We start from the raw sequence: 23,179 nt of genomic DNA, 5'->3' as shown, positions 1-23,179 counted from the left end.
ACGCATTGAAGGACGCCGGCCCGGCAATCGGCCTGCATGCCTGGCCTGCGCAATGCAGCTACCCACGACAGGCCAGAAACTCCGGCTGACGGACCATGTTCACTTGCGCAGGATGAAGCGCTCGGCATTTGCACCCGTCACCGGCGCGTTGTCCTTGCCGAGCATGCGCAGGCGGTTGGGCGGCAGGATGTCGAAACTGCGGTTCTGCCCGTTGGCATCCAGCGTGATGCGGGTTTCGTCAGCATTGAAGGTGAAGGAGCCGCTGCGCGCATGGCGCTTGTCGGAACCGATCAGCTCGGTCTGCAACTCGTAGGTGGCATCCTTGAACAGCGACAGGCTGATGCGCACCCCGTCGCAATCGGGACAGGGCAGCACCCCGCGATAGGTGCCTGTCCAGCTGGCCGCAGCCGAAGATGCCGGCGGCACCGGATCCACCTTGATCACGGGAGCCGGTCCGGTGGAAGGAATGCGTTGCAGGCCCACTGCGCCCAGCGCACTGTCCACGGTGGAGCAACCGGACAGCAGCCCGGCCAACACGCCGGCTGCCATTGCCACACGCCAAAGTCCCTTGCGCGAATTCGTTGTCGTTACTGCCATCATGCTCCTCCGTGCTTGCAAACCGGTTCCGATTCTAACAAGGCGTTGCATACACTTTTGTGTACGGGGAGCCGGATGGCAAAACGCTGACAGGCAATCGCGCCCGCAGCTTACGCGCAGGCCTGGCTGATGATCTGCTTGATGCGATCCGTATCGGCCGGAACCACTTCAACGCGCTTGGGCAGATCCTCGATGCCGGCAAACTTCGCCGGCACTTCGGGCTTGCGGCCCAGTGCCTCGGTGATGGTGTCGGCAAACTTGATTGGCAAGGCGGTTTCCAGCACGATCATCGGCACACCAGCCTGCACCTGCTCGCGCGCCACCTTCACGCCATCGGCGGTATGGGTGTCGATCATGGTGCCGAGACGGTTGTAGCAGTCGCGGATGGTGTCCAGACGATCGGCATGGGTGCTTTTGCCGCTGACGAAACCGTAACGGCTGGCGGCCAGCGGGAACACCGGATCCTGGCTCAGGTCGAAATGGCCCTTGCTGCCCAGGTCACTACCGAACAGTTCGGCGGTGCGCTTGGCATTGCGGCCCAGCAGGTCGAACACGAAACGCTCGAAGTTGCTCGCCTTGCTGATGTCCATGGACGGGCTGGAGGTTTCGTAGGTATCGGCGCTGGCACGCACGCGGTAGACGCCGGTGCGGAAGAACTCGTCCAGCACGTCGTTCTCGTTGGTAGCCACCACCAGCTTGTCCACCGGCAGGCCCATCATGCGCGCCACGTGGCCGGCGCAGATGTTGCCAAAGTTGCCGCTGGGCACGGTGAAGCTCACCTTCTGCGCATCGGATGTGGTCGCCTGGAAATAGCCGGCAAAGTAGTACACCACCTGGGCCAGCAGACGCGCCCAGTTGATGGAGTTGACGGTGCCGATCTTGTACTGGCGCTTGAACTCCAGATCGTTGCTGACAGCCTTGACGATGTCCTGGCAGTCGTCGAACACGCCTTCGACCGCGAGGTTGTGGATATTCTCGTCCTGCAGGCTGAACATCTGCGCCTGCTGGAAGGCACTCATGCGGCCGTGCGGGCTGAGCATGAACACGCGCACGCCCTGCTTGCCGCGCATGGCGTACTCGGCCGCGCTGCCGGTGTCTCCACTGGTGGCGCCCAGAATGTTGAGTTGTTCGCCGCGGCGGCCCAGTTCGTATTCAAACAGGTTGCCCAGCAGCTGCATGGCCATGTCCTTGAAGGCAATCGTCGGACCGTTGGACAGCCCTTCAATGTGCAGATCGCCTTCGAGCGGACGCACCGGCGTGATCTGCTGCGTGCCGAACACCTCCTGCGTGTAGGTCTTGTCGCAGATGGCCTTCAGGTCGGCCGCAGGAATGTCGTCGATGTAGAGCGACAGGATGGCAAAGGCCAGCGCTGCATAGCCCTGCTCCGCATACAGCTTGCGCCACTTGGCCAGCGTCGGGGCATCGACCTGCGGATAGCGCACCGGCATGTACAGGCCGCCATCGGGAGCCAGGCCTTCGAGCAGGATGTCGCAGAACTTGCGCGGTGTGGCATCGCCACGGGTGGACAGGTAATGCATCAGTTCAGCTCTTCCTTGCGGATACGGACGATGGGCTGCAGCACGGTGGGCGCAGCCTGCATGGTGGCGATGGCGGCATTCATGGCGGCCTCGGTGCAGTCGTGCGTGAGGATGATCACGTCGGTCTGCTCGGCGCCCTCGCCGGCCACTTCGTCGGCCTCGCGCTGGATGATGGCATCGATGCTGATGCCGCCATCGGCCAGCACGGTGGCGATGCGGGCCAGCACGCCGGTCTCATCGGCCACGCGCAGACGCAGGTAGTAGCTGGTCACCACTTCGCCCATGGGCAGGATCTGGATGTGGCTCTGCATGGAATCCGGCTGGAAGGCCAGATGCGGCACGCGGTTGGCCGGGTCGGAGGTGTGCATGCGCGTCACGTCCACCAGGTCGGCAATCACGGCGCTGGCGGTCGGCTCGCTGCCGGCGCCCTTGCCGTAGTACAGCGTGGTACCCACGGCATCGCCGTTCACCACCACGGCGTTCATGGCGCCCTCGACGTTGGCGATCAGGCGTTTGGCCGGAATCAGCGTGGGATGCACGCGCAGCTCCACGCCCTTGTCGGTGCGCTTGGTGATGCCCAGCAGCTTGATGCGGTAGCCCAGCTGCTCGGCATAGCGGATATCGGCGGAAGACAGCTTGGTGATGCCCTCGATGTAGGCCTTGTCGAACTGCACGTCCACGCCGAAGGCAATGGCGCTCATCAGCGTGACCTTGTGCGCGGCGTCCACGCCTTCGATGTCGAAGGTCGGGTCGGCTTCGGCATAGCCCAGGCGCTGCGCTTCCTTCAGCACCACGTCGAAGTCCAGACCCTTGTCACGCATCTCGGACAGGATGAAGTTGGTGGTGCCGTTGATGATGCCGGCCACCCACTCGATGCGGTTGGCAGTGAGGCCTTCGCGCAGCGCCTTGATGATGGGGATGCCACCAGCCACTGCTGCTTCAAAAGCCACCATCACGCCCTTTTTCTGGGCGGCGGCGAAGATTTCGGTGCCATGCACGGCCAGCAGCGCCTTGTTGGCGGTGACCACGTGCTTGCCGTTCTCGATGGCCTGCATGACCAGATCCTTGGCCACGGTATAGCCGCCGATCAGCTCGATCACGATGTCGATGTCGGGACGCTTGACCACGGCAAAGGCGTCATCCACCACTTCGGCGCGCTCACCCACGATGGAACGTGCACGCTCGGTATCACGATCGGCCACCACGGCAATCTCGATGCCACGGCCGGCGCGGCCCTTGATTTCGGTCTGGTTGCGTTCCAGCACGGTAAACACACCGCTACCAACGGTGCCAATGCCCAGCAGGCCAACTTTGATCGGATTCATGTCGTGTTCGTTTTCTGTTTGTCGTGATACGGGAAAGGGTTCTCAGGCAGCCGCCGCTGTCGCGGCATTCGCGACGGCGTGACGCTTGCGGTAGCCTTCGAGGAACTTGGCCAGGCGGTTGATGGCCTCGCGCAGATCGTCCTCCTGCGGCAGGAAGACGATGCGGAAGTGCTGATTGTCGGGGAAATTGAAGCCCGAACCTTGCACCAGCATGACACGCGTGGCCTTGAGCACTTCCAGGAAGAATTCGCGGTCATCATTGATCGGGTACACCGCCGGATCCAGGCGCGGGAACATGTAGAGCGCGGCCTGGGGCTTCACGCATGTCACGCCCGGGATCTTGGAGATCAGCTCATAGGCCAGATCGCGCTGGCGGCGCAGACGGCCGCCCTCCTTCACCAGATCCTTGATGCTCTGATAGCCACCCAGCGCCGTCTGCACCGCCCACTGGCCGGGCACGTTGGAGCCGAGCTTGATGTTGGCCAGCATGTTCAGGCCCTCGATGTAGTCACGGGCCACCGTCTTGTCGCCGGAGATGTACATCCAGCCGGCGCGATAGCCGCAGGCACGGTAGGCCTTGGACAGCGAGTTGAAAGTGAGCGTGAGCACGTCGGTGGACAGGCTGGCCATCGCCGTGTGCCTGACGCCGTCGTACAGCACCTTGTCGTACACCTCGTCGGCCATGATGATCAGCCCATGCTCGCGCGCGATCTCGATGATGCCGAGCAGCAGTTCGTTGCTGTAGAGCGCACCGGTCGGGTTGTTCGGGTTGATGACGACGATGCCCTTGGTGCGCGGCGAGATCTTGCTGCGGATGTCATCCAGGTCGGGCATCCAGCCATTGTTCTCGTCGCAGATGTAGTGCACCGGCTTGCCGCCGGCCAGGCTGGTGGCAGCCGTCCACAGCGGATAGTCGGGCGCGGGCACCAGCAGTTCGTCGCCCTCGTTGAGCAGCGCCGTGGTGGCCGTGATGATCAGGTCGCTGGCGCCGTTGCCGATGTAGATGTCATCCAGCGTGACGCCCTGCACGCCCTGTTGCTGCGTGTAGTGCATCACCGCCTTGCGCGCGGCGAAAATGCCCTTGCTGTCGGAATAGCCGGCCGAGTTGGGCAGGTTGCGCACCATGTCCTCGACGATTTCCTCGGGCGGCTCGAAGCCGAACGGCGCCAGGTTGCCGATGTTGAGCTTGATGATCTTCTGCCCCTCGTCCTCCATCTGGCGCGCCGCGTCGACGATCGGTCCACGCACGTCGTACAGCACATTGGCAAGTTTGGAGGACTTCTGGATGGGTTTCACACCGGCTCCTGCAGGATTTTTGAGGGGAAAACTATAATTTGACCACAATTTGCCGCTCTGGTGCAGTGCAGCAGTTGCGCCCCAACAAAGGACCCTCATGAAAATCCAGCCCGACCGCATGGATGTGCAAGCCATCACCGCCCACGGCCCGGGCTGGGTGGCCGTCGATCACCGCCAGTTCACCGAGAGCCTGGTGCTCAGTTCGGACGGTTTCCTGCAGCGCTGGAACTGCGACCGTTTCGAGGACATCAACGCCGGTCATTTCACTGCCCTGGCCGAGCATGACTGCGAACTGGTCATCTTCGGCAGCGGCAACCGCCTGCGCTTCGTGCATCCGCAGTGGACCGCCGCCTTGCTGGAGCGCCGCATCGGCATCGAGACCATGGACACGGCCGCCGCCTGCCGCACCTACAACGTTCTTGCGGGGGAAGGACGCAAGGTCGTGGCCGCCCTGATCGTCGAGCCCCCAGCCTGACATGGGGATTACGCACAGGCGCGTTTCGGCAATTTGGTTTAAAATAGGGGATTGAACAGCATTTGGCACCCGGCCTGCTGTCGTCTGAAGACGGGCCTGCACACAGCGCCCATTGCGTCAGAAGGATTCTGGCGCGGGAGCACCAACCCGACCATGCCCCCGTCTTCCCTAGATATAAAGAGAGATTGATACACACATGGCAATCGTCGTAGACAAGCTGATTCCCGAGTTCGATGCAATCGCGACCAACGCAGTCAAGGTTAGCAACACCTCCCATCTCGGCCAGATCGTTGTGCTGTTTTTCTACCCCAAGGACAACACTCCCGGCTGCACCACCGAAGCCATGGAGTTCCGCGACAAGTACAAGGACTTCGAGAAGGCAGGCGCTGCCGTCTTCGGTGTGTCGCGCGACAACATGACTTCGCATGACGGCTTCAAGGCCAAGCTCGAGCTGCCCTACGAGCTGATCGCCGATACCGAAGAGAAGATGTGCCACATGTTCGGCGTGGTCAAGAACAAGATCATGTACGGCAAGAAGGTCAAGGGCATCGAGCGCAGCACCTTCCTGATCGGCCCCGATGGTATCCTGCGCCAGGAGTGGCGCGGCATCAAGGTGGCCGGCCACGTGGCTGAAGTGCTCAAGGCCGTCAAGGCGCTGAAGAAGACCTCGGCCACCCCTGCCACCGCAGAATCCGCCGAATAAGCCCCCTTCAGGGTTTTTCCGCCGCAAAGCCGCTCCCCGTGAGCGGCTTTTTGCTGCGCCTTGCACGGTGTGACAGTGGCATGACGGAGCGGCCTGTCGATCGTTGTATATTGCAGGTGTATGAATCGCCGTGCTGCGGCGCATTTCTACGGCATGCCTGCTGTGCGTGCATGTGTTCCACAGACTTGCGAGAGCCCTACCTACATGCCACTGCCCCCCGCACCCAAGAAGCGTGCCAGCCTGCTGGATGCCAAGCTTCTGCCCGCCGCCTCCCCCGAAACACTGGCTTCCAACGCCAAGGCGCAACGCCCGGTCGCCGAAGAAATTCCTGAAGCTGCCACTGCGGCCCCTGCTTCCACGCGCCGTCGCCGCAAGACCGACACCGTGCTGGCAGCCCATGCGCAAGAAGCCAGTCTGGCCACGGTGCTGGAAACCGGCGAAAGCGCTCCGGGCTCGGTGGCAAAGCTGCCAGTGGCTGCCGTAGCCGCTTCGGAGCCGGCGCCGGTGCGACGCAAGACAGGAGCTGCCGCCAGAACGGCTGCTCCTGCCACAGAGGCCCAGGCTGCAACCGCAAAGCCCGTGGCAGACAAGGCGCCAGCCGTCAGTCCCGCGCCCCCAGTGAAAGCGGCAGCGGCCAGCCGCACCAAGGCCCGCAAGGCCGGTGACGCACCGCGCAAGCTGTTTGTCCTCGACACCAACGTGCTGATGCACGATCCCATGTGCCTGTTTCGCTTCGAGGAACATGACATCTATCTGGCCCTGATCGTGCTGGAAGAGCTGGATGGTCACAAGAAGGGCGTGACCGAAGTGGCGCGCAACGTGCGCCAGACCAGCCGTACGCTGGATGCCCTGGTCGCCACCGTGCCCAAGCAGGATCTGGCGGACGGCATGCCGCTGAACGCCACCGGCCACACCGAAGCGCGCGGCTGCCTGTTCTTCCAGACCGAGACGCTGAACTACACGCTGCCCAACACCCTGCCGCAAGGCAAGGCCGACAACCAGATTCTGGCGGTGGTGGCCGCGCTGCAGCAGGCGCATCCGGGCCGCGAAGTGGTGCTGGTGTCCAAGGACATCAACATGCGCGTGAAGGCGCGCGCGCTGGGCCTGCCGGCCGAGGATTACCAGAACGACAAGACGCTGGACGATGACGAGCTGCTGTACAACGGCGCCCTCGCCCTGCCCGGTGATTTCTGGGAAACCCAGGGTGACGAGATCGAGAGCTGGAACGAAGGCGCACACACCTTCTACCGCGTGCATGGCCCGCTGGCGCAGCAGATGCTGATCAACCAGTTCGTCTACTTCGAGCAGCCGGGCGAGCCCAGCCTGTACACGCGCGTGGTCGAGATCCGTGGCGACAGCGCGGTGCTGAAGACGCTGCGCGACTGCACCCATCCCAAGCAGGCGGCCTGGGGCGTGACGGCACGCAACCGCGAGCAGAACTTCGCCATGAACCTGCTGCTCGATCCCGAGATCGACTTCGTCACGCTGACAGGCACTGCCGGTACCGGCAAGACGCTGCTGGCGCTGGCCTGCGGCCTGACGCAGGTACTGGACGAGCGCCGCTACACCGAGATCATCATGACGCGCGCCACGGTGAGCGTGGGCGAGGATATTGGCTTCCTGCCCGGCACCGAGGAGGAAAAGATGGGCCCCTGGATGGGCGCGCTGGACGACAACCTGGAGTTTCTGACCAAGGGCGGCGACAACAGCGGCGCCGGGGAATGGGGCCGCGCGGCCACGCAGGAGCTGGTGCGCAGCCGCATCAAGATCAAGAGCATGAACTTCATGCGCGGTCGCACCTTCCTGAACAAGTACGTCATCATCGACGAGGCACAGAACCTGACGCCCAAGCAGATGAAGACGCTGATCACGCGCGCCGGCCCAGGTACCAAGATCATCTGCATGGGCAACCTGGCGCAGATCGATACGCCCTATCTGACCGAAGGCTCTTCCGGCCTGACGGCGGTGGTGGACAAGTTCAAGGGCTGGCCGCATGCCGGCCACATCATGCTGGCACGCGGCGAGCGCTCGCGCCTGGCGGACTTTGCGAGCGAAGTGCTGTAAATCTTGGCGCGCCTGACTCCCGATCCGGACCGGCTGGTTTTCGTCACGGACTTTCCGCACAGCCGCGGTGGTGTGCAGCGGCTGCGCTTCAGCCGGCCGCGCGAATTGCTGCTGGCCTGGCAGCCCGATGAGGTGCTGCCGGCATTGGCACGTCTGGAGCAGGCGACTGCCAGCGGCTTGTGGGCAGTGGGTTATCTGTCCTACGAAGCCGCTGCCGGGCTGGATGACAAGCTGGCGCAGAGCATGGGCGTGGCGGCAGATGCGATTTCGAACGAACCCCTGCTGGCGTTTGCCTTGTTCGACCATCCGGACGGGGAGCCGGAATTTGCCTTGGGGAGTCAGTGCCGGCCCATGGCGCTGCCTGACTCGCAGAAGGAAACAGCCGCCATCCCCGACTGGACGTTGAGCGAGAATGCCGACGCTCACTCCGCTGCCGTGGAGCGTATTCGCCAGTCGATTGCGGCCGGGGATTTCTACCAGGTGAATCACACGCTGCGCACCCTGGCACAGGTGCCGCCTGAGTATCCGCTGTGGCACTACTACGAGGCCTTGCGGCAGCGGCAGCAGGCCGACTACTGTGCGTTTCTGGACTGGGGCGGCTGGCAGGTGCTGTCGCTCTCGCCCGAACTGTTTTTCACCTGGAACCGTGGGACGGGCCAGATCAGCACACGGCCGATGAAAGGCACTGCTCCGCGCGGCGCAACGCCGGAAGAGGACATGGCTGCGGCCAAGGCCTTGCGTTCCAGCCCCAAGGAGCGGGCCGAAAACGTGATGATCGTGGACCTGCTGCGCAACGATCTGGGGCGGATCGCGGTGACCGGCAGCGTGCAGACACCCAAGCTGTTCGATACCGAGCCCTACCCTACGCTCTGGCAGATGACCAGCACGGTGCAGGCCATCACGCGGCCGGAGATCGGCCTGCAGTCCCTGATGCAGGCGCTGTTTCCCTGCGGCTCCATCACGGGAGCGCCCAAGCGCAAGGCGATGGAGGCGATTGCCAAACTCGAAGGCAGTGCGCGTGGCGTGTATTGCGGTGCGCTGGGCATCATCAGCCCCTATCGTGCCACCTTCAATGTGGCAATCCGCACGGTGTTTGCCGCAGACGGCCATCTGCGCGGTGGCGTGGGGGGCGGAATTACCTGGTCCTCGCTGGCCGAGGCAGAGTATGCGGAGGCGGCGCTGAAGGCGCGTTTTCTGCACACGCCACCAGTTCCCGCTGCAAGCCCTGCACTGCTTGAAACCCTGTTGCTGGTGGATGGACGCTACGCGCTGCTGCCTCTGCATCTGGAACGCATGACGGCTTCTGCGGTGGCACTGGGTTTCCGGCCGGTTTCGGCGACCGAGTTGCAGCGGAATCTGGTTGAATTTTCGCAGTCGCGCGTGCCCGGGGTCTGGCGTGTTCGGCTGCTGCGCTCGGCGAACGGAGAGGTGCAGGTGGAAGGCGTATTGCTCGAGAACGCCACTCCCGCCCATCTGACGGACTGGAATGCCAACGGGCTGGCGCCGAAGTGCTGGCTGGAGCCACCAGATTCCGGCGCCCTCTCCGGCGCGGTACAGACAGTTGCCCTGGCGAGCTCGCCCAACGCGAAAGTGGATGCCCCGTGGCTACGTCACAAGACGACACAGCGCGCCCACTATGAACGCGAAACGGCTCGGCATCAGGAGACCTGGGATGTGCTGCTGCATGACAGCGAAGGCCATGCCACCGAATGCACGCGCGGCAACATCGTGCTGCAGACGGCGGACGGGCGCTTGCTGACTCCTCCGGCGACACAGGATTTGCTGCCCGGCACGCTGCGGGAAGCCCTGCTGCAACGCGGCGGCATCGAGGAGGCTGTCATCCCGGTTCAGCGGCTGCTTGATCCCTTTCCGGGCGATCAGCTCTGGTTCGTCAACAGCGTACGCGGGTGGGTTCCCGTCACACTGAGAGCTGCATGAATCTTGCCGCTGCTCTTCAAAGCATGTACTTGATGGCAAACTCCGCTCCCATCACCCTGCGAGTAGCTTGAGTCTTGCAGCCAATACGGCTGGTTAAACGCGCGCAAACACGGTCGGCTCCGTGCCGATGAGCTTACCGCCTATGGTGCGGGTTGGTTCGGGGACTCGCGCTGGAATGCGTCCTTGGGTGAGCTTACCGGCCAGATGACTGGACAGGGTCTACAAAGGCTTGTCGATCCCTTTCGAAAATCGATCTGGAAAACATTCCTCTTTAATTAATTCCCCATTGGGAATCAATACTCATCCGCCATGCTCGCCAAACTCTCGAACTTGGTCAGCGGCTTGATGAAGGCCAGTTTCACCGTCCCGGTCGGGCCGTTACGCTGCTTGCCGATGATGATCTCGGCCACGCCCGGTTCGCGGCTTTCCTTGTTGTAGTAGTCGTCGCGGTAGATGAACATGATGACGTCTGCATCCTGCTCGATGGCGCCGGATTCGCGCAAGTCACTCATCATGGGGCGCTTGTCGGTACGCTGTTCCACGCTGCGGTTGAGCTGGGAGAGTGCGATCAGCGGGCACTGCAGTTCCTTGGCCAGCATTTTCAGGCCACGGGAAATCTCACTCAGCTCGGTGGCACGGTTCTCGCTGGAGGAACCGCCGCTGCCGCTCATCAACTGCAGGTAGTCGACCACGATCAGCCCCAGCTTGCCCTGCTGCCGCGCCAGGCGGCGGGCATTGGCGCGCAGTTCGCTCGGCGTCAGACCGGGGGTTTCATCGATGTGCATGGACACGGTACGCAGCTTCTCGATGGCTTCCGTCAGGCGCGGCCATTCCTCGTCGTGCAGCTTGCCGGTGCGCAGGCGGCCCTGGTCGATGCGACCGATGGAGCCCACGATACGCACCGCCAGCTGGGCGGCGCCCATTTCCATCGAGAACACCGCCACCGGCAGGCCTTCCGCCAGCGCCACATGCTCGGCAATGTTGATGGCGAAGGCGGTCTTGCCCATGGACGGGCGCGCCGCCAGGATGATCAGGTCGCCCGCCTGCATGCCGCTGGTCATGCGGTCCAGGTCGTAGAAGCCGCTCGGCACGCCGGTGATGTCGTTCGGGTTGTCCGCCATCTCCTGCACGCGATCCAGCAGATCGACCACCAGCGAATCCATCGCCTGGAAGCCCTCCTTCATGCGGGAGCCTTCTTCGCCGATCTTGAAGATCTTCTGCTCGGCTTCGTCCAGAATCTTCTCGACCGGCGTGCCCTGCGGGTTGAAGGCCTTGGTGGCGATCTCGTCACTGGCGGTGACCAGCTTGCGCAGGATGGAGCGCTCGCGCACGATCTCGGCATAACGCCGGATGTTGGCGGCGCTGGGCACGAACTGGGCCAGCTGGTTGAGGTAGACCAGCCCGCCGATCTCTTCCGCCTTGCCCAGGCTCTGCAAGGCCTCGAACACGGTGATGACGTCGGCCGGCTTGGAGGCGTTGATCAGCTTGGCAATGGCCTCGAACACCAGCTGGTGCTCATGACGGTAGAAGTCGCTGGCGATGAGCAGGTCGGCCACGCGATCCCAGGCGTTGTTGTCCAGCAGCAGGCCGCCCAGCACGCTGGACTCGGATTCGATGGAGTGCGGCGGCACACGCAGCTGCGCCACCTGCCGGTCCACCGGTTCACCCATGTCGTATTGCCCGTAATCCTCGTTCTCTGCCACAGCCTGTTTCCTGGTTAGATGCACCGCAACCCTACATGGTAGCGATTCGGGGCCGGCGGGTTGTGCACAAGTCTGTGGACAGGCTGTGCGCGGCAGGTGTACAAACCCGTGCAACAGTGCCTGCCCCATAGGGAAATCCCCCTGAGTTGTGCACAGGCGGTCGGTTGCTGCCTGTCGACACAAAAGCGTACAATCGTTCGATTATTTTCTCATCAGAACTATCCGCCATGTACCAAGCCGCCATCAGCGGAACCGGCCTGTGGGTCGCTCCGCACACCATCAGCAACGCCGAACTCGTGACCGCCTACAACGCCTACGTGCGCCAGCAGAACGAGCAGCATGCCGAGGCGATCGCCGCCGGAGAGCGGGCTGCGCTGCCGGAGTCGAGCGAAGAATTCATCGTCAAGGCATCGGGCATCAAGCAGCGCTATGTGATCGAGAAGGAAGGCATTCTGGATCCGCAGCGCATGCGTCCCCGCTTCACGCCGCGTCCGGATGACCAGCTCTCGCTGATGGCCGAAATTGCCGTGGCCGCCGCCACCCAGGCACTGGAAAACGCCGGCCGCAAGGGCGAGGACATCGAGATGGTGGTCTGTGCTGCCTCCAACATGCAGCGCCAGTACCCCGCCATGGCCATCGAAGTGCAGAATGCCATCGGCGCCAAGGGCTACGGGTTCGACATGAATGTGGCCTGCTCTTCCGCCACGTTCGGGCTGGAGCAGGCAGTGAATGCCGTGCGCACCGGTCAGGTGAAGGCGGCGCTGGTGATCAACCCCGAAATCACCTCCGCCCACCATGCCTGGATGGACCGCGACTGCCACTTCATCTTCGGTGACGTGTGTACCGCCCTGGTGATCGAGCGCGCCGATCTGGCGACTTCGGCCCACCGCTGGGAAGTGCTGGGCACGCGTCTGGCCACGCAGTTCTCCAACAACATCCGCAACAACGCCGGCTTCATGAGCCGCAGCGAAGACCGCAATCCGGAAGACCGCGACCAGCTGTTCATGCAGGAAGGCCGCAAGGTGTTCAAGGAAGTGTGCCCGATGGCGGCCGAGCATATTGCCACGCAACTGGAAACGCTGGGCCTGACTCCCGCGCAGGTACGCCGCTTCTGGCTGCACCAGGCCAACCTGAGCATGAACCAGCTGATCGGCAAGCGCCTGCTGGGTCACGAGCCGAGCTTCGACGAGGCGCCGGTGATTCTGGACGAGTTTGCCAATACCGCCTCCGCCGGCTCCATCATCGCCTTCCACCGCCACAGCCAGGATCTGCAGACGGGTGATGTCGGTGTGATCTGCTCCTTCGGCGCGGGCTACTCCATCGGCAGCCTGGTGGTGCGCAAACAATAAGCCTGCTGCGTATATATTCTTTGGGTATATATACATCATCATAAAGTCGTTCCGAAAGATATAAAGACTCGGTACAGTTCCCCCGTTCCTGACCGGTAATGCGCGCATGGTGTGCGCTTGCCGGAAGCAGGCGGACGGATTCATGTACCAGTACACCTCTTTCGATCAGCAGTTCATCGAACAGCGCGCGGCCCAGTACCGCGACCAGCTGCAGCGGCATCTGGCCGGGCAGCTTTCCGACACCGAATTCAAGCCGCTGCGGCTGCAGAACGGCTGGTATATCCAGCGCCATGCGCCCATGTTGCGCATCGCCGTGCCCTATGGCGAGATTGCCAGCCGCCAGCTGCGCGTGCTGGCCCGCATTGCCCGCGAATACGACCAGCCAGCCCCCAATTTGCTGCGCCACGCCCAGGGCCTGCAGGATGCCCTTCAGGCGGCACAACCCGGCACGCTGGCTGCCCCGCCGCTGCGCTACGGTTACGGCCACCTCACCACGCGCACCAATGTGCAGTTCAACTGGATCCCGCTGGAAAAAAGCGCGGACGTGATGGACCTGCTCGCCAGCGTGCAGATGCACGGCATCCAGACCAGCGGCAACTGCATCCGCAACCTCAACGCCGACGCGCTGGCCGGCATTGCGCCGGACGAAATCGCCGATCCGCGCCCCTTTGCCGAAATCCTGCGCCAGTGGAGTACGCTGCATCCCGAGTTTGCCTACCTGCCGCGCAAGTTCAAGATTTCACTGACTGGCGGCGTGGAAGACCGCGCCGCAACGCACTGGTATGACGTGGGCCTGAAGCTCACGCGCAATGACGCGGGCGAATTGGGCTTTGTGGTGAGCGTGGGCGGTGGCATGGGCCGCACGCCCATCGTGAGTCCGGTGATCCGCAGCTTCCTGCCGTGGCAGCAGATGTTGAACTATCTGGAAGCCGTGCTGCGCGTCTACAACCAGTACGGCCGCCGCGATAACGTGTGGAAGGCGCGCATCAAGGTGCTGGTGAAATCCGAAGGGCAGCGTTTCACCGATGCCGTGGAGGCCGAGTACGCGCAGATCCTGAGCGAGGACGGTGGCCGTCATACCATCACCGATGCCGAACTGGAACGCGTGGCCGCCAGCTTCGTGCAGCCCGAGCTGCAGCCCGCCAATCTGCCGCACAGCGTGGACACCGACAGCACCGCCTACCAGCGCTGGCTGGAGCGCAATGTGCGCGCCCACCGCCTGCCCCAGTTGCGCGTGGTGGCGCTGTCGTTCAAGCGCCCGGGCCTGGCACCGGGCGATGCCGATGCCGTGGTGCTGGACGCAGTGGCCGATCTGGCAGAACGTTTCAGCGCGGGCGAAGCGCGCCTGACACACGAGCAGAACATGGTGCTGCCCTGGGTGCACGCCAGCGACCTGCCTGCGCTCTACGAGCACGCCAGGGCGCTTGGTCTGGCCCGCCCCAACATCGGCCTGTTGACCGACATGATCGCCTGCCCCGGCGGTGATTTCTGTGCACTCGCCAATGCCCGCTCCATCCCGATTGCCGAAGCACTGGCCGAGCGTTATCAGGATCTGGACGAACTGTGGGATCTGGGCGAAATCGACCTGCACATGAGCGGCTGCATCAACTCCTGCGGCCACCATCACAGCGGCCATATCGGCATTCTGGGCGTCGACAAGGATGGCAAGGAGTGGTACCAGATCACCCTTGGTGGTGCCGATGGTTCGGCCCTCTCCGGTCCTGCCATGCCGGGCAAGGTGGTCGGCCCGTCCTTCAGCGCAGCCGAAGTGCCGGACGTGGTGGAAGCCATCCTCGACTGCTATCGCGCAGAGCGGACAGACGGCGAAACCTTCATCCAGACCCTGCGCCGCACCGGCCTCGATCCGTTCAAGCAGGCTGCCAACGCCGCACGCCACCCGGCCATCACCACCGCGCCCGGAGCAGCCACTCCGACCGACCTCGCCATCGCCTGAAGCTACGCACACCATGACCACGCTCACCCTTATTCACGCCGGCGATTACCAGCCCGAAGCATCCGGCCGGTTGGTGCTGGGCAACGACCAGGACGCGCTGCAAGCCGATCTGGCCGGTATTTCCGTCGTCGAACTGCAGTTCCCCGCCCACACCGATGGCCGCGCCTACAGCCAGGCCCTGCTGCTGCGCCGCCGGCGCGGCTTTGCCGGCACGCTGCGCGCCACGGGCGACGTGCTGATCGACCAGTTGCTGCAGATGCAGCGCTGCGGCTTCGACCAGGCCGTGCTGCGCGCCGATCAGGATGCCGCGCACGGCCAACGCCTGCTGGCGCTGTTCACGCAAGGCTACTACCAGGGAGATGTCCTCCAGCCGGAGCCTCGTTTTACTGCCAGTGCAGACGTGTCCACCATCGACAACGCATCCGCCACCCCGCCTGCCATCGGCCACGCCAGGACACCCAGCGAGGAAACCGCATCATGAGCCAGCCCTCTGCCATCACCCTCTACGGGCGCCCTTCCGCTGATTACGCCGCCCATCTGGACGAAGCCCTGGCAACGCTGCGCGCAGCCATCGCCGAGTTTGGCACCGACACCATCGTGCAGGCCAGTAGTCTCGGCGCCGAGGACGTGGTGCTCAGCCACCTGATCGAAGCCAACGAACTGGGCATTCCCCTGTTCGTTCTGGACACAGGCAAGCTGCACCCCGAAACGCTGCAGTTGCTGCAAGCCACCCAGCAGCGCCGCCCGGAAGCCGTCACTGTCTACCAGCCGGATCCCGAGGCCGTCCAAGCTTTCGTCGCCGCAGAAGGCGAAGAGCCCATGTACCGCAGCATCGCCCTGCGCAAGGCCTGCTGCCAGATCCGCAAACTCGAGCCGCTGGAGCGCGCCCTGCAAGGCAAATCCGCCTGGTTGACGGGCCTGCGCCGGGAGCAATCCGGCGCCCGGGCCGAAGTGGCCTTGCGTGATGCCGGCGAACAGGCATCCGGACGGCCGGTCAAGTTCAACCCGCTGGCCAGCTGGACCTGGGGTGACATCTGGCACTACATCGCCACGCACCAGGTGCCCTACAACCCGCTGCACGACCAGTTCTACCCCAGCATCGGTTGCGCTCCCTGCACACGCGCCGTCACCCTGGGCGAAGACTTCCGCTCCGGCCGCTGGTGGTGGGAGCAGGACAACGCCCGCGAATGCGGCCTGCACGTCTCCGCCGCAACCTCCGAAGCCAGCCCACTCTCCCATCTTCAGGAGCAACCAGCATGAACACCCCTCTTCCCGCAGTGCATACGCCGCCTGCCAGCGCCACCCAATACGCGCACCTGCCGCCCGCAAATGCCCGCAATCCCCTGCACATGTCGCCAGCAGGCGCTTTATCCCACCTGGACGCCCTGGAAGAGGAAACCATCTTCCTGCTGCGCGAAGTTGCTGCCAGCTTCGAACGTCCCGCCCTGCTGTTCTCCGGTGGCAAGGACTCTCTGGTGCTGCTCGCCTGCGCAGAAAAGGCGTTCGGCCGCGGCCGCATCCCCTTCCCGCTGCTGATGATCGACACCGGCCACAACTTCCCCGAAGTGACCGCCTTCCGTGACCAGCGCGCTGCCGAACTGCAAGCCAACCTGATCGTGCGCAGCGTGGAGGATTCGATGGCACGCGGCACCGTGCGCCTGTCGCGCCCGGACGAAAGCCGCAACGCGCACCAATCCGTCACCCTGCTGGAAGCGATCGAGGAATTCCGCTTCGATGCCTTGATCGGCGGCGCGCGCCGCGACGAGGAAAAGGCCCGTGCCAAGGAACGCCTGTTCAGCCACCGCGACAGCTTCGGCCAGTGGCAGCCACGCCAGCAGCGCCCCGAGCTATGGACGCTGTTCAACACCCGCCTGCAACCCGGCGAACACTTCCGCGTGTTCCCCATCAGCAACTGGACCGAACTGGACGTCTGGCAATACATCGCCCGCGAGCAACTGGCCCTGCCCAGCCTGTACTACGCCCACCCGCGCGAGGTCGTCGAACGCCGTGGCCTGCTGGTACCCGTCACCCCGCTCACCCCGCCGCGCGAAGGCGAACAGGTGCAGACGCTCAACGTGCGCTTCCGCACCCTGGGCGACATCACCTGCACCTGCCCGGTCGAGAGCGACGCAGCCACCGCCCACGACATCGTGCGCGAAACTCTGAGTTCCGACACCAGCGAACGCGGCGCCACCCGTATGGACGACCAGACCAGCGACGCCAGCATGGAAAAACGCAAGCTCGAAGGATATTTCTGATGGACATCGCCCTGAACGCCTCCCCCGACCAGGCACTCGCTCCCGCCCTGCGCTTCATCACCTGCGGCAGCGTGGATGATGGCAAGAGCACGCTGATCGGCCGCCTGCTGCTCGACAGCCAGTCCGTGCTGCAGGACCAGCTCGCCCACGTCACCCACCAGGCCACCGGCGAGGTGGACGCCGCCGCCCTCGCGCGCCTGACTGACGGCCTGCAGGCCGAACGCGCCCAGGGCATCACCATCGACGTGGCCTGGCGCTATTTCTCCAGCACGCGACGCAAGTTCATCATCGGCGACGCGCCCGGCCACGAGCAGTACACCCGCAACATGGTCACCGCTGCCAGCCAGGCTGATTGCGCCGTGGTGCTGGTCGATGCCACCAAGCTGCCGTGGGCCAGCACCGCGGATGTCCCCGCGCAACTGCTGCCCCAAACCCGCCGCCACACCCTGCTCACCCAGCTGTTGCGCGTGCCGCACTGCGTGTTTGCCATCAACAAGCTCGACGCCGTCGCCGATCCCGCCCTGGCCTTTGTCCGCATCTCCGAAGCGCTCCAGAGCTTCACCCAGGCAGCCGGCATCCAGCCTGCCGCCATCCTGCCGCTATCAGCCCTCAAGGGCTGGAACGTGGTCGATGCCCATCCCGGCTGGTGCAACTACCAGGGGCCCACGCTGCTCGACATCCTCGAGCAACTGCCAGTTGCAACAGCACCGCAGCAGTCCTTTGCCCTGCCCGTACAGTGGGTCGAATCCAGCGCCGGCAGCGCCCAGACCGATCACGGCCGCCGCACGCTCTGGGGCCGCGTCAGCAGCGGCTCGGTGCAGGCTGGGGATACGGTACAGGTCTTCCCCGGTGGCCAGCAGGCCGTCGTGGCCCAGGTGCTCGATCACGCACGCCGCCCCGCTACCGCCAGCGTACAGCGCTCGGTCGGCCTGGTGCTCGACCGCGAACTGGACATCACCCGTGGCGACTGGATTGTGGCCGCTACGAACGACCTGCCAGCGCAGCGCCAGTGCTCCGCCACCCTCACCTGGCTCGACAACGAAGCCTTGGTGCCCGGCCGCCAATACTGGGCGCTGCACGGCCACCGCTGGGTCAAGGCGCGCGTACGCCGCGTGGAGCACCAGCTCGACATCCACACGCTGGAACAAGGCCCCGCCGACCAGCTCGGCGCCAATGCCATCGGTCAGGTCGAACTGGAGTTCCAGGCACCCCTGCCCCTGCAGCCTTACGCGCACAACCGCCAGCTCGGCGCCCTGATCCTTGTCGACACCGCCACCCATGCCACCGCTGCCGCGGCCATGGTCCGCTAAATAACCCTGATCGCCCAAGGCAGACGCACTTGGGCGTATCGTTTGCACTGGCGACACAGTGCCGCTTCCCGGGCTTGACCTGACGCAAGACCCGACCGGATTTGACGGTTTACATTTCCCTTAAATCTGACAATACCGGTCCCAGCAGCTAAAATTCCAGGTTAGCCATCATTCCTGTCGTATTTCCGTTTCAGAAGAGAAGCCACCATGACCCACGTCGTCACCGAAGCCTGTATCCGTTGCAAGTACACCGACTGTGTCGATGTGTGCCCTGTGGACTGCTTCCGCGAAGGCCCCAACTTCCTGACCATCGACCCCGATGAATGCATCGACTGCGCAGTCTGCATTCCCGAGTGCCCGGTCGGCGCCATCTACGCCGAAGAGGATGTTCCGGCCAACGAGCAGCACATGATCAAGCTCAACGCCGAACTGGCCCGCCTGCCCAACTGGAAGAGCATCACCAAGCGCAAGGACGCGCTGCCCGATGCCGAGGACTGGAAAGACAAGACCGGCAAGCTGAACGAGCTGGTGCGCTGATTCCTTTCGCCTCCAACGCGCCGGCGCCGCTGCGCCCCGGCACCCCATCCACGGCAGCGCAAGCTGCCTTTTTGACTTCATCATGACTACAGAACGCACATTCCCCAACGCGATCGAGGCAGATGCCGTCATCATCGGTGCGGGGCCGGTCGGCCTCTTCCAGGTGTTCGAACTCGGACTGCTGGAAGTCAAGGCGCACATCATCGATGCCCTGGCCTACCCCGGCGGCCAGCCGGTCGAGCTCTACCCCGACAAGCCCATCTACGACATCCCCGCCATTCCCGTGTGCACCGGCAAGGAGCTCACCGATGCGCTGATGAAGCAGATCGAGCCCTTTGGCGCCACCTTCCACCTCGGCCAGGAAGTGACCGAAGTCGAGCAGCAGCCCGACGGCCGCTTCTACGTCTGCACCAGCAAGAACACCGAGTTCCTCACCAAGACCATCTTCATCGCCGCCGGCGTGGGCGCCTTCCAGCCCCGCAAGCTCAAGGTGGAGGGGCTGGAGAAATTCGAAGAGAGTCAGCTGTTCTACCGCGTCAAGCGCCCGGAAGACTTTGCCGGCAAGAACCTGGTGATCGTTGGCGGCGGCGACTCCGCACTCGACTGGACGCTTGATTTCACATCCGACACGGCACACAAGGCCGAAAGCGTCATCCTGGTGCACCGCCGCGACGGTTTCCGCGCCGCACCGGCCAGCGTGCAGAAGATGAAGGCGCTGTGCAACCAGCACGAGATGCAGTTCCTCGTCGGCCAGATCACCGGCTACGAAGAGACCGATGGCAAGCTCACTGCCGTCAAGGTCACCGGCGGCGATGCCGTGACACGCTCCGTGCCGCTGGACGTGCTCATGGTGTTCTTCGGCCTCTCGCCCAAGCTCGGCCCGATTGCCGAATGGGGTCTGGAGATCGAACGCAAGCAGCTGGTGGTCGATACCGAGAAGTTCTCCACCAGCGTCCCCGGCATCTTCGCCGTGGGTGACATCAACACCTATCCCGGCAAGAAGAAGCTGATCCTCTCCGGCTTCCACGAATGCGCCCTGGCCGCCTTCGGCGCCATGGACTTCATCTTCCCCGAGAAGAAGGTGTTCCTGCAGTACACCACCACCAGCCCCAAGCTGCACAAGGTGCTGGGCGTGGAATCACCGAATTTCGACTGAGCGGTCGATACCGGGGCGGCAGGCGGCAGGCGGCAGGCGGCAGGCGGCAGGCGGCAGGCGGCAGGCGGCAGGCGGCAGGCGGCAGGCGGCAGGCGGCCAGATCATACGGGCACCAGCGAGCCGCCCTCTGGCTGCATCCCTGTCATGCCCTTCAGCGCTTGCGCGCAATCGTCATGCGTCCGGGGAAGGTGCCGCCCGCAGGCATTCCCAGGTCGTACTCCCCGCTGCACACCACTTCGGTTGCCAGCGCGGAGCAATGCAGTGGAACCTCCTTCTGCACCACCTTCCATTCGCTGTTTTCAGCTAGCTTGGGGGCGCAGTGCGCCATGCGCGCAGGCTGCCCCCTGCTGTTGAAAGCCAGATCACACTCAAACGACATCTGATTCGCGATCAGCACGCGGTAGCCGTCATCGCCCAAAGGGGTAATCGTCACCCGGCGGGCCCGGGCCATGTGGTTGTCGCTGCCGTACAGAGGTGACTCCAGCCACAGCTGCTTTTCAAGCCTGGCCTGCTCTTCCGGCGAAACCACCGGCTGAACCGGCTCCGCGGCAGAAGCAGAAGCAGAAGCCGGTCGGCCTTCATTCAGGCCCTTGTCACGCTCCTGCTCGTCCCCATCAACCGCAGTCCCTTCCGATACCGGCACCGCGCTACTGCCACCCTCCACCGGAGTGCTGGCAGCACTCCCACTCTGCTCAGAAGACGCCGGAAGTTCACGGCCCGCATCCGAACACGCCGCGAGCAGCACAGCGGCGAACAGCGCCACAGCATTCCAATGACTCTGCATGGGACACCTCCTTGCCCATGTTGCAATGGTGTCCAGCCTAACAACAGCCGATGCCGGCATGCGTGAAGCGCCGCAACTCCTGTAACAGATCTACAGCCGATCCATCCGCGTCACCCGCGGGGCAAAGCCGTGATTCAGCGGTCCGTTGCCGACGGTTCCGGTGCGTACATTCGCCCCGGCCTCCAGCGCCTTGCGCACAAACTCGCGTGCCATGCGCACGGCATCCGGAAGCTCCTCGCCCAGCGCCAGATAGCTGGCGATGGCCGACGACAGCGTGCATCCTGTGCCATGGGTGTTCGGCGTGGCAATGCGCGCGCCGTCCATCACCAGTTCTTCGCCATCCTCCAGCAGCAGCACATCAGCCACGCGCTCGCCCGGCAGATGCCCGCCCTTCAGCAACACGGCACGGGCACCCCGCTGCTGCAGTTCACGCGCAGCCTCCCGCATGGCATCGACGGTGTCCAGCTTGCGGCCCAGCAGCAGGGACGCCTCATCCAGATTCGGCGTGATGATGCTGGCCAGCGGAAACAGGCGCTTGACCAGCACGTCCACCGTGCTGTTTTCCATCAGCACCGAACCGCTGGTTGCCACCATGACCGGATCCAGCACCACCTGCCCGAAAGCATGCCGCTCCAGCGCAGCTGCCACTGTCTCCGCCACCTCCGGCGCATGCAGCATGCCGATCTTCACGGCCTCCACGCCGATATCGGTGGCGACCGCATCGATCTGGGCGGCAATCACCTCGGGAGGCACGGAATGGATGGCCGTCACGCCCCGCGTGTTCTGGGCGGTAATGGCCGTGATCGCCGTCATGCCGTACACACCCAGGGCGGCACAGGTTTTCAGGTCGGCCTGGATGCCGGCACCACCGCCGCTGTCCGAACCCGCAATGCTGAGCACATGGATGTAGCTGAAGTCGAAATCGGGGGCCTGCATGGCAAAACTCTCCATCAAGAACGAGCCGGAAAAGCTCCAGCATACGGCATAAGCGCGGACAAAGAAAAAGCCCCGCAACATCTGCTGCGGGGCTTTGTCTGGCTCCTCAACCTGGGCTCGAACCAGGGACCTACGGATTAACAGTCCGGCGCTCTACCGACTGAGCTATTGAGGAATGTCGGTATGCTGCACAAGGCAACACATTGAATTGTTCTGGCTCCTCAACCTGGGCTCGAACCAGGGACCTACGGATTAACAGTCCGGCGCTCTACCGACTGAGCTATTGAGGAACAGAGACTGAAATTATATATCAGTTTTTTGGGTTTTTCCACTGTGACGACATTTTCGTGACAGTGGCCGCACCCAAGAAAAAAGTCCTGCCGAAGCAGGACTCTTTCTCACATGGCAGTGAAATCCCGACAGGGAATCAGCTCATGTGCAGACCGCCGTTGCAGGCGAATTCGGCGCCAGTGGTGAAGCCGGAATCCGGGCCAGCCAGCCAGCTGACGATGGAGCCGATCTCTTCGGGCGTACCCAGGCGCTTGACCGGGATGGTGGCCACGATCTTTTCCAGCACGTCTTCACGGATGGCGCGGACCATGTCGGTACCGATGTAGCCGGGGCTCACGGTGTTGACGGTCACGCCCTTGTTGGCCAGTTCCTGGGCCAGGGCCATGGAGAAGCCGTGCATGCCGGCCTTGGCAGCAGAGTAGTTGGTCTGGCCAGCCTGACCCTTGGCACCGTTCACGGAAGAGATGTTGATGATGCGGCCGAAACCACGCTCCACCATGTCGGGCACGACCTGCTTGGTCACGTTGAACATGGAGTTCAGGTTGGTCTCGATCACGGCCTTCCAGTCTTCGGGCGTCATCTTGACGAACATGCGGTCGCGCGTGATACCGGCGTTGTTCACCAGCACGTCGATCGGGCCATGCTCAGCCTTGGCCTTGGCGAAAGCTTCGACGGTGGAGTCCCAGTCGCCCACGTTACCCACGGAAGCGTAGAAGGTGTAGCCCTCTGCCTTCTGCTCGTCCAGCCACTTCTGGAAGTCACGGGTCGGGCCGCAGCCAGCAATCACCTTGAAACCATCCTTGTGCAGACGCTGGCAGATTGCGGTACCGATGCCGCCCATGCCACCCGTTACATACGCTACTTTTTGAGTCATTGTCGTCTCCTCTGGTAAAAAAATCCGTTGCCATTCCAGTTTAGAAGCGGCGCCGACGGACTCCAGCGCCACTTGGTAAAAACACGCCTAT

19 protein-coding genes, 2 tRNA genes and 1 pseudogene are annotated in these 23,179 nt (G+C 63.7%); 12 read left to right on the top strand and 10 right to left on the bottom strand.

Annotated elements, in window-relative coordinates; all coding sequences use genetic code 11:
• Positions 1-99: 99 nt before the first annotated feature.
• The 4 genes from BMW28_RS04635 to BMW28_RS04620 all read right to left on the bottom strand — a co-directional run bounded on the left by BMW28_RS04635 (position 100) and on the right by BMW28_RS04620 (position 4,756).
• Positions 100-549, bottom strand: coding sequence for a copper resistance protein NlpE (locus BMW28_RS04635; protein ID WP_234970036.1), 450 nt, complete (start codon positions 547-549; stop codon positions 100-102).
• 158 nt (positions 550-707) lie between these two features.
• A complete protein-coding gene (gene thrC / locus BMW28_RS04630) occupies positions 708-2,135 on the bottom strand; it encodes a threonine synthase (RefSeq protein ID WP_091814405.1) in 1,428 nt (475 codons plus the stop codon).
• Complete coding sequence (locus BMW28_RS04625; RefSeq protein WP_091814402.1) at positions 2,135-3,460, bottom strand: homoserine dehydrogenase; 1,326 nt, start codon at positions 3,458-3,460, stop codon at positions 2,135-2,137. The genes thrC and BMW28_RS04625 overlap by 1 nt, the downstream gene beginning before the upstream one ends.
• A gap of 42 nt (positions 3,461-3,502) precedes the next feature.
• A complete protein-coding gene (locus BMW28_RS04620; RefSeq protein ID WP_091814399.1) occupies positions 3,503-4,756 on the bottom strand; it encodes a pyridoxal phosphate-dependent aminotransferase in 1,254 nt (417 codons plus the stop codon).
• Positions 4,757-4,853: 97 nt separating this feature from the next.
• Here BMW28_RS04620 and BMW28_RS04615 point away from each other — a divergent pair, with 97 nt between their 5' ends.
• The 4 genes from BMW28_RS04615 to pabB all read left to right on the top strand — a co-directional run bounded on the left by BMW28_RS04615 (position 4,854) and on the right by pabB (position 9,936).
• On the top strand, positions 4,854-5,231 hold the full coding sequence (locus BMW28_RS04615) for an Mth938-like domain-containing protein (RefSeq protein WP_091814396.1): 378 nt from the start codon (positions 4,854-4,856) through the stop codon (positions 5,229-5,231).
• 196 nt (positions 5,232-5,427) lie between these two features.
• Complete coding sequence (locus tag BMW28_RS04610; protein WP_091814394.1) at positions 5,428-5,934, top strand: peroxiredoxin; 507 nt, start codon at positions 5,428-5,430, stop codon at positions 5,932-5,934.
• 204 nt (positions 5,935-6,138) lie between these two features.
• Entirely contained in the window at positions 6,139-7,998 is a 1,860-nt protein-coding gene (locus BMW28_RS04605) for a PhoH family protein (RefSeq protein WP_091814391.1), read from the top strand.
• Positions 7,999-8,001: 3 nt separating this feature from the next.
• Entirely contained in the window at positions 8,002-9,936 is a 1,935-nt protein-coding gene (gene pabB, locus BMW28_RS04600) for an aminodeoxychorismate synthase component I (protein WP_091814389.1), read from the top strand.
• A 293-nt stretch (positions 9,937-10,229) separates the two neighbouring features.
• Here pabB and dnaB read toward each other — a convergent pair whose 3' ends face one another.
• The gene (gene dnaB / locus BMW28_RS04595) at positions 10,230-11,606 is read right to left on the bottom strand and encodes a replicative DNA helicase (protein ID WP_091815512.1); all 1,377 of its coding nucleotides are present in this window, start codon (positions 11,604-11,606) and stop codon (positions 10,230-10,232) included.
• Positions 11,607-11,866: 260 nt separating this feature from the next.
• On the opposite strand from dnaB, the gene BMW28_RS04590 reads away from it, so the two are divergent.
• The 8 genes and pseudogenes from BMW28_RS04590 to BMW28_RS04555 all read left to right on the top strand — a co-directional run.
• Positions 11,867-12,988 (top strand): beta-ketoacyl-ACP synthase III, encoded by a 1,122-nt coding sequence (locus tag BMW28_RS04590; RefSeq protein ID WP_091814386.1) that lies wholly within the window; start codon positions 11,867-11,869, stop codon positions 12,986-12,988.
• 142 nt (positions 12,989-13,130) lie between these two features.
• Complete coding sequence (locus tag BMW28_RS04585) at positions 13,131-14,942, top strand: nitrite/sulfite reductase (protein WP_091814383.1); 1,812 nt, start codon at positions 13,131-13,133, stop codon at positions 14,940-14,942.
• Positions 14,943-14,955: 13 nt separating this feature from the next.
• Positions 14,956-15,423 (top strand): DUF934 domain-containing protein, encoded by a 468-nt coding sequence (locus BMW28_RS04580; protein WP_091814380.1) that lies wholly within the window; start codon positions 14,956-14,958, stop codon positions 15,421-15,423.
• Positions 15,420-16,202 (top strand): phosphoadenylyl-sulfate reductase, encoded by a 783-nt coding sequence (locus BMW28_RS04575; protein WP_091814377.1) that lies wholly within the window; start codon positions 15,420-15,422, stop codon positions 16,200-16,202. Before BMW28_RS04580 ends, BMW28_RS04575 begins: the two co-directional genes overlap by 4 nt.
• A gap of 89 nt (positions 16,203-16,291) precedes the next feature.
• Complete coding sequence (cysD, locus tag BMW28_RS04570) at positions 16,292-17,200, top strand: sulfate adenylyltransferase subunit CysD (RefSeq protein WP_091815509.1); 909 nt, start codon at positions 16,292-16,294, stop codon at positions 17,198-17,200.
• The gene (locus tag BMW28_RS04565) at positions 17,200-18,510 is read left to right on the top strand and encodes a sulfate adenylyltransferase subunit 1 (RefSeq protein WP_091814373.1); all 1,311 of its coding nucleotides are present in this window, start codon (positions 17,200-17,202) and stop codon (positions 18,508-18,510) included. Before cysD ends, BMW28_RS04565 begins: the two co-directional genes overlap by 1 nt.
• Before the next feature lie 207 nt (positions 18,511-18,717).
• Entirely contained in the window at positions 18,718-19,047 is a 330-nt protein-coding gene (gene fdxA, locus BMW28_RS04560; protein ID WP_091814370.1) for a ferredoxin FdxA, read from the top strand.
• 34 nt (positions 19,048-19,081) lie between these two features.
• Positions 19,082-20,203: pseudogene (locus BMW28_RS04555) on the top strand (NAD(P)/FAD-dependent oxidoreductase); the annotation flags it as partial.
• A gap of 151 nt (positions 20,204-20,354) precedes the next feature.
• Here BMW28_RS04555 and BMW28_RS04545 read toward each other — a convergent pair.
• The 5 genes from BMW28_RS04545 to phbB all read right to left on the bottom strand — a co-directional run bounded on the left by BMW28_RS04545 (position 20,355) and on the right by phbB (position 23,088).
• Positions 20,355-20,987, bottom strand: coding sequence for a hypothetical protein (locus BMW28_RS04545; RefSeq protein ID WP_091814364.1), 633 nt, complete (start codon positions 20,985-20,987; stop codon positions 20,355-20,357).
• A gap of 90 nt (positions 20,988-21,077) precedes the next feature.
• Complete coding sequence (thiD, locus tag BMW28_RS04540; RefSeq protein WP_091815506.1) at positions 21,078-21,923, bottom strand: bifunctional hydroxymethylpyrimidine kinase/phosphomethylpyrimidine kinase; 846 nt, start codon at positions 21,921-21,923, stop codon at positions 21,078-21,080.
• 99 nt (positions 21,924-22,022) lie between these two features.
• A tRNA-Asn gene (locus BMW28_RS04535) sits at positions 22,023-22,098 on the bottom strand.
• A 39-nt stretch (positions 22,099-22,137) separates the two neighbouring features.
• Positions 22,138-22,213: transfer RNA gene (locus BMW28_RS04530), tRNA-Asn, on the bottom strand.
• A 137-nt stretch (positions 22,214-22,350) separates the two neighbouring features.
• Positions 22,351-23,088 carry an acetoacetyl-CoA reductase gene (phbB, locus tag BMW28_RS04525; RefSeq protein ID WP_091814361.1) on the bottom strand — a complete coding sequence of 246 codons (738 nt, stop codon included), beginning with the start codon at positions 23,086-23,088 and terminating at the stop codon, positions 22,351-22,353.
• Positions 23,089-23,179 lie beyond the last annotated feature (91 nt).

The organism is Allobrachymonas denitrificans DSM 15123, assembly GCF_900110225.1.
Lineage (GTDB): Bacteria > Pseudomonadota > Gammaproteobacteria > Burkholderiales > Burkholderiaceae_C > Brachymonas > Brachymonas denitrificans.
This window is presented reverse-complemented; position numbering and strand designations above follow the sequence as displayed.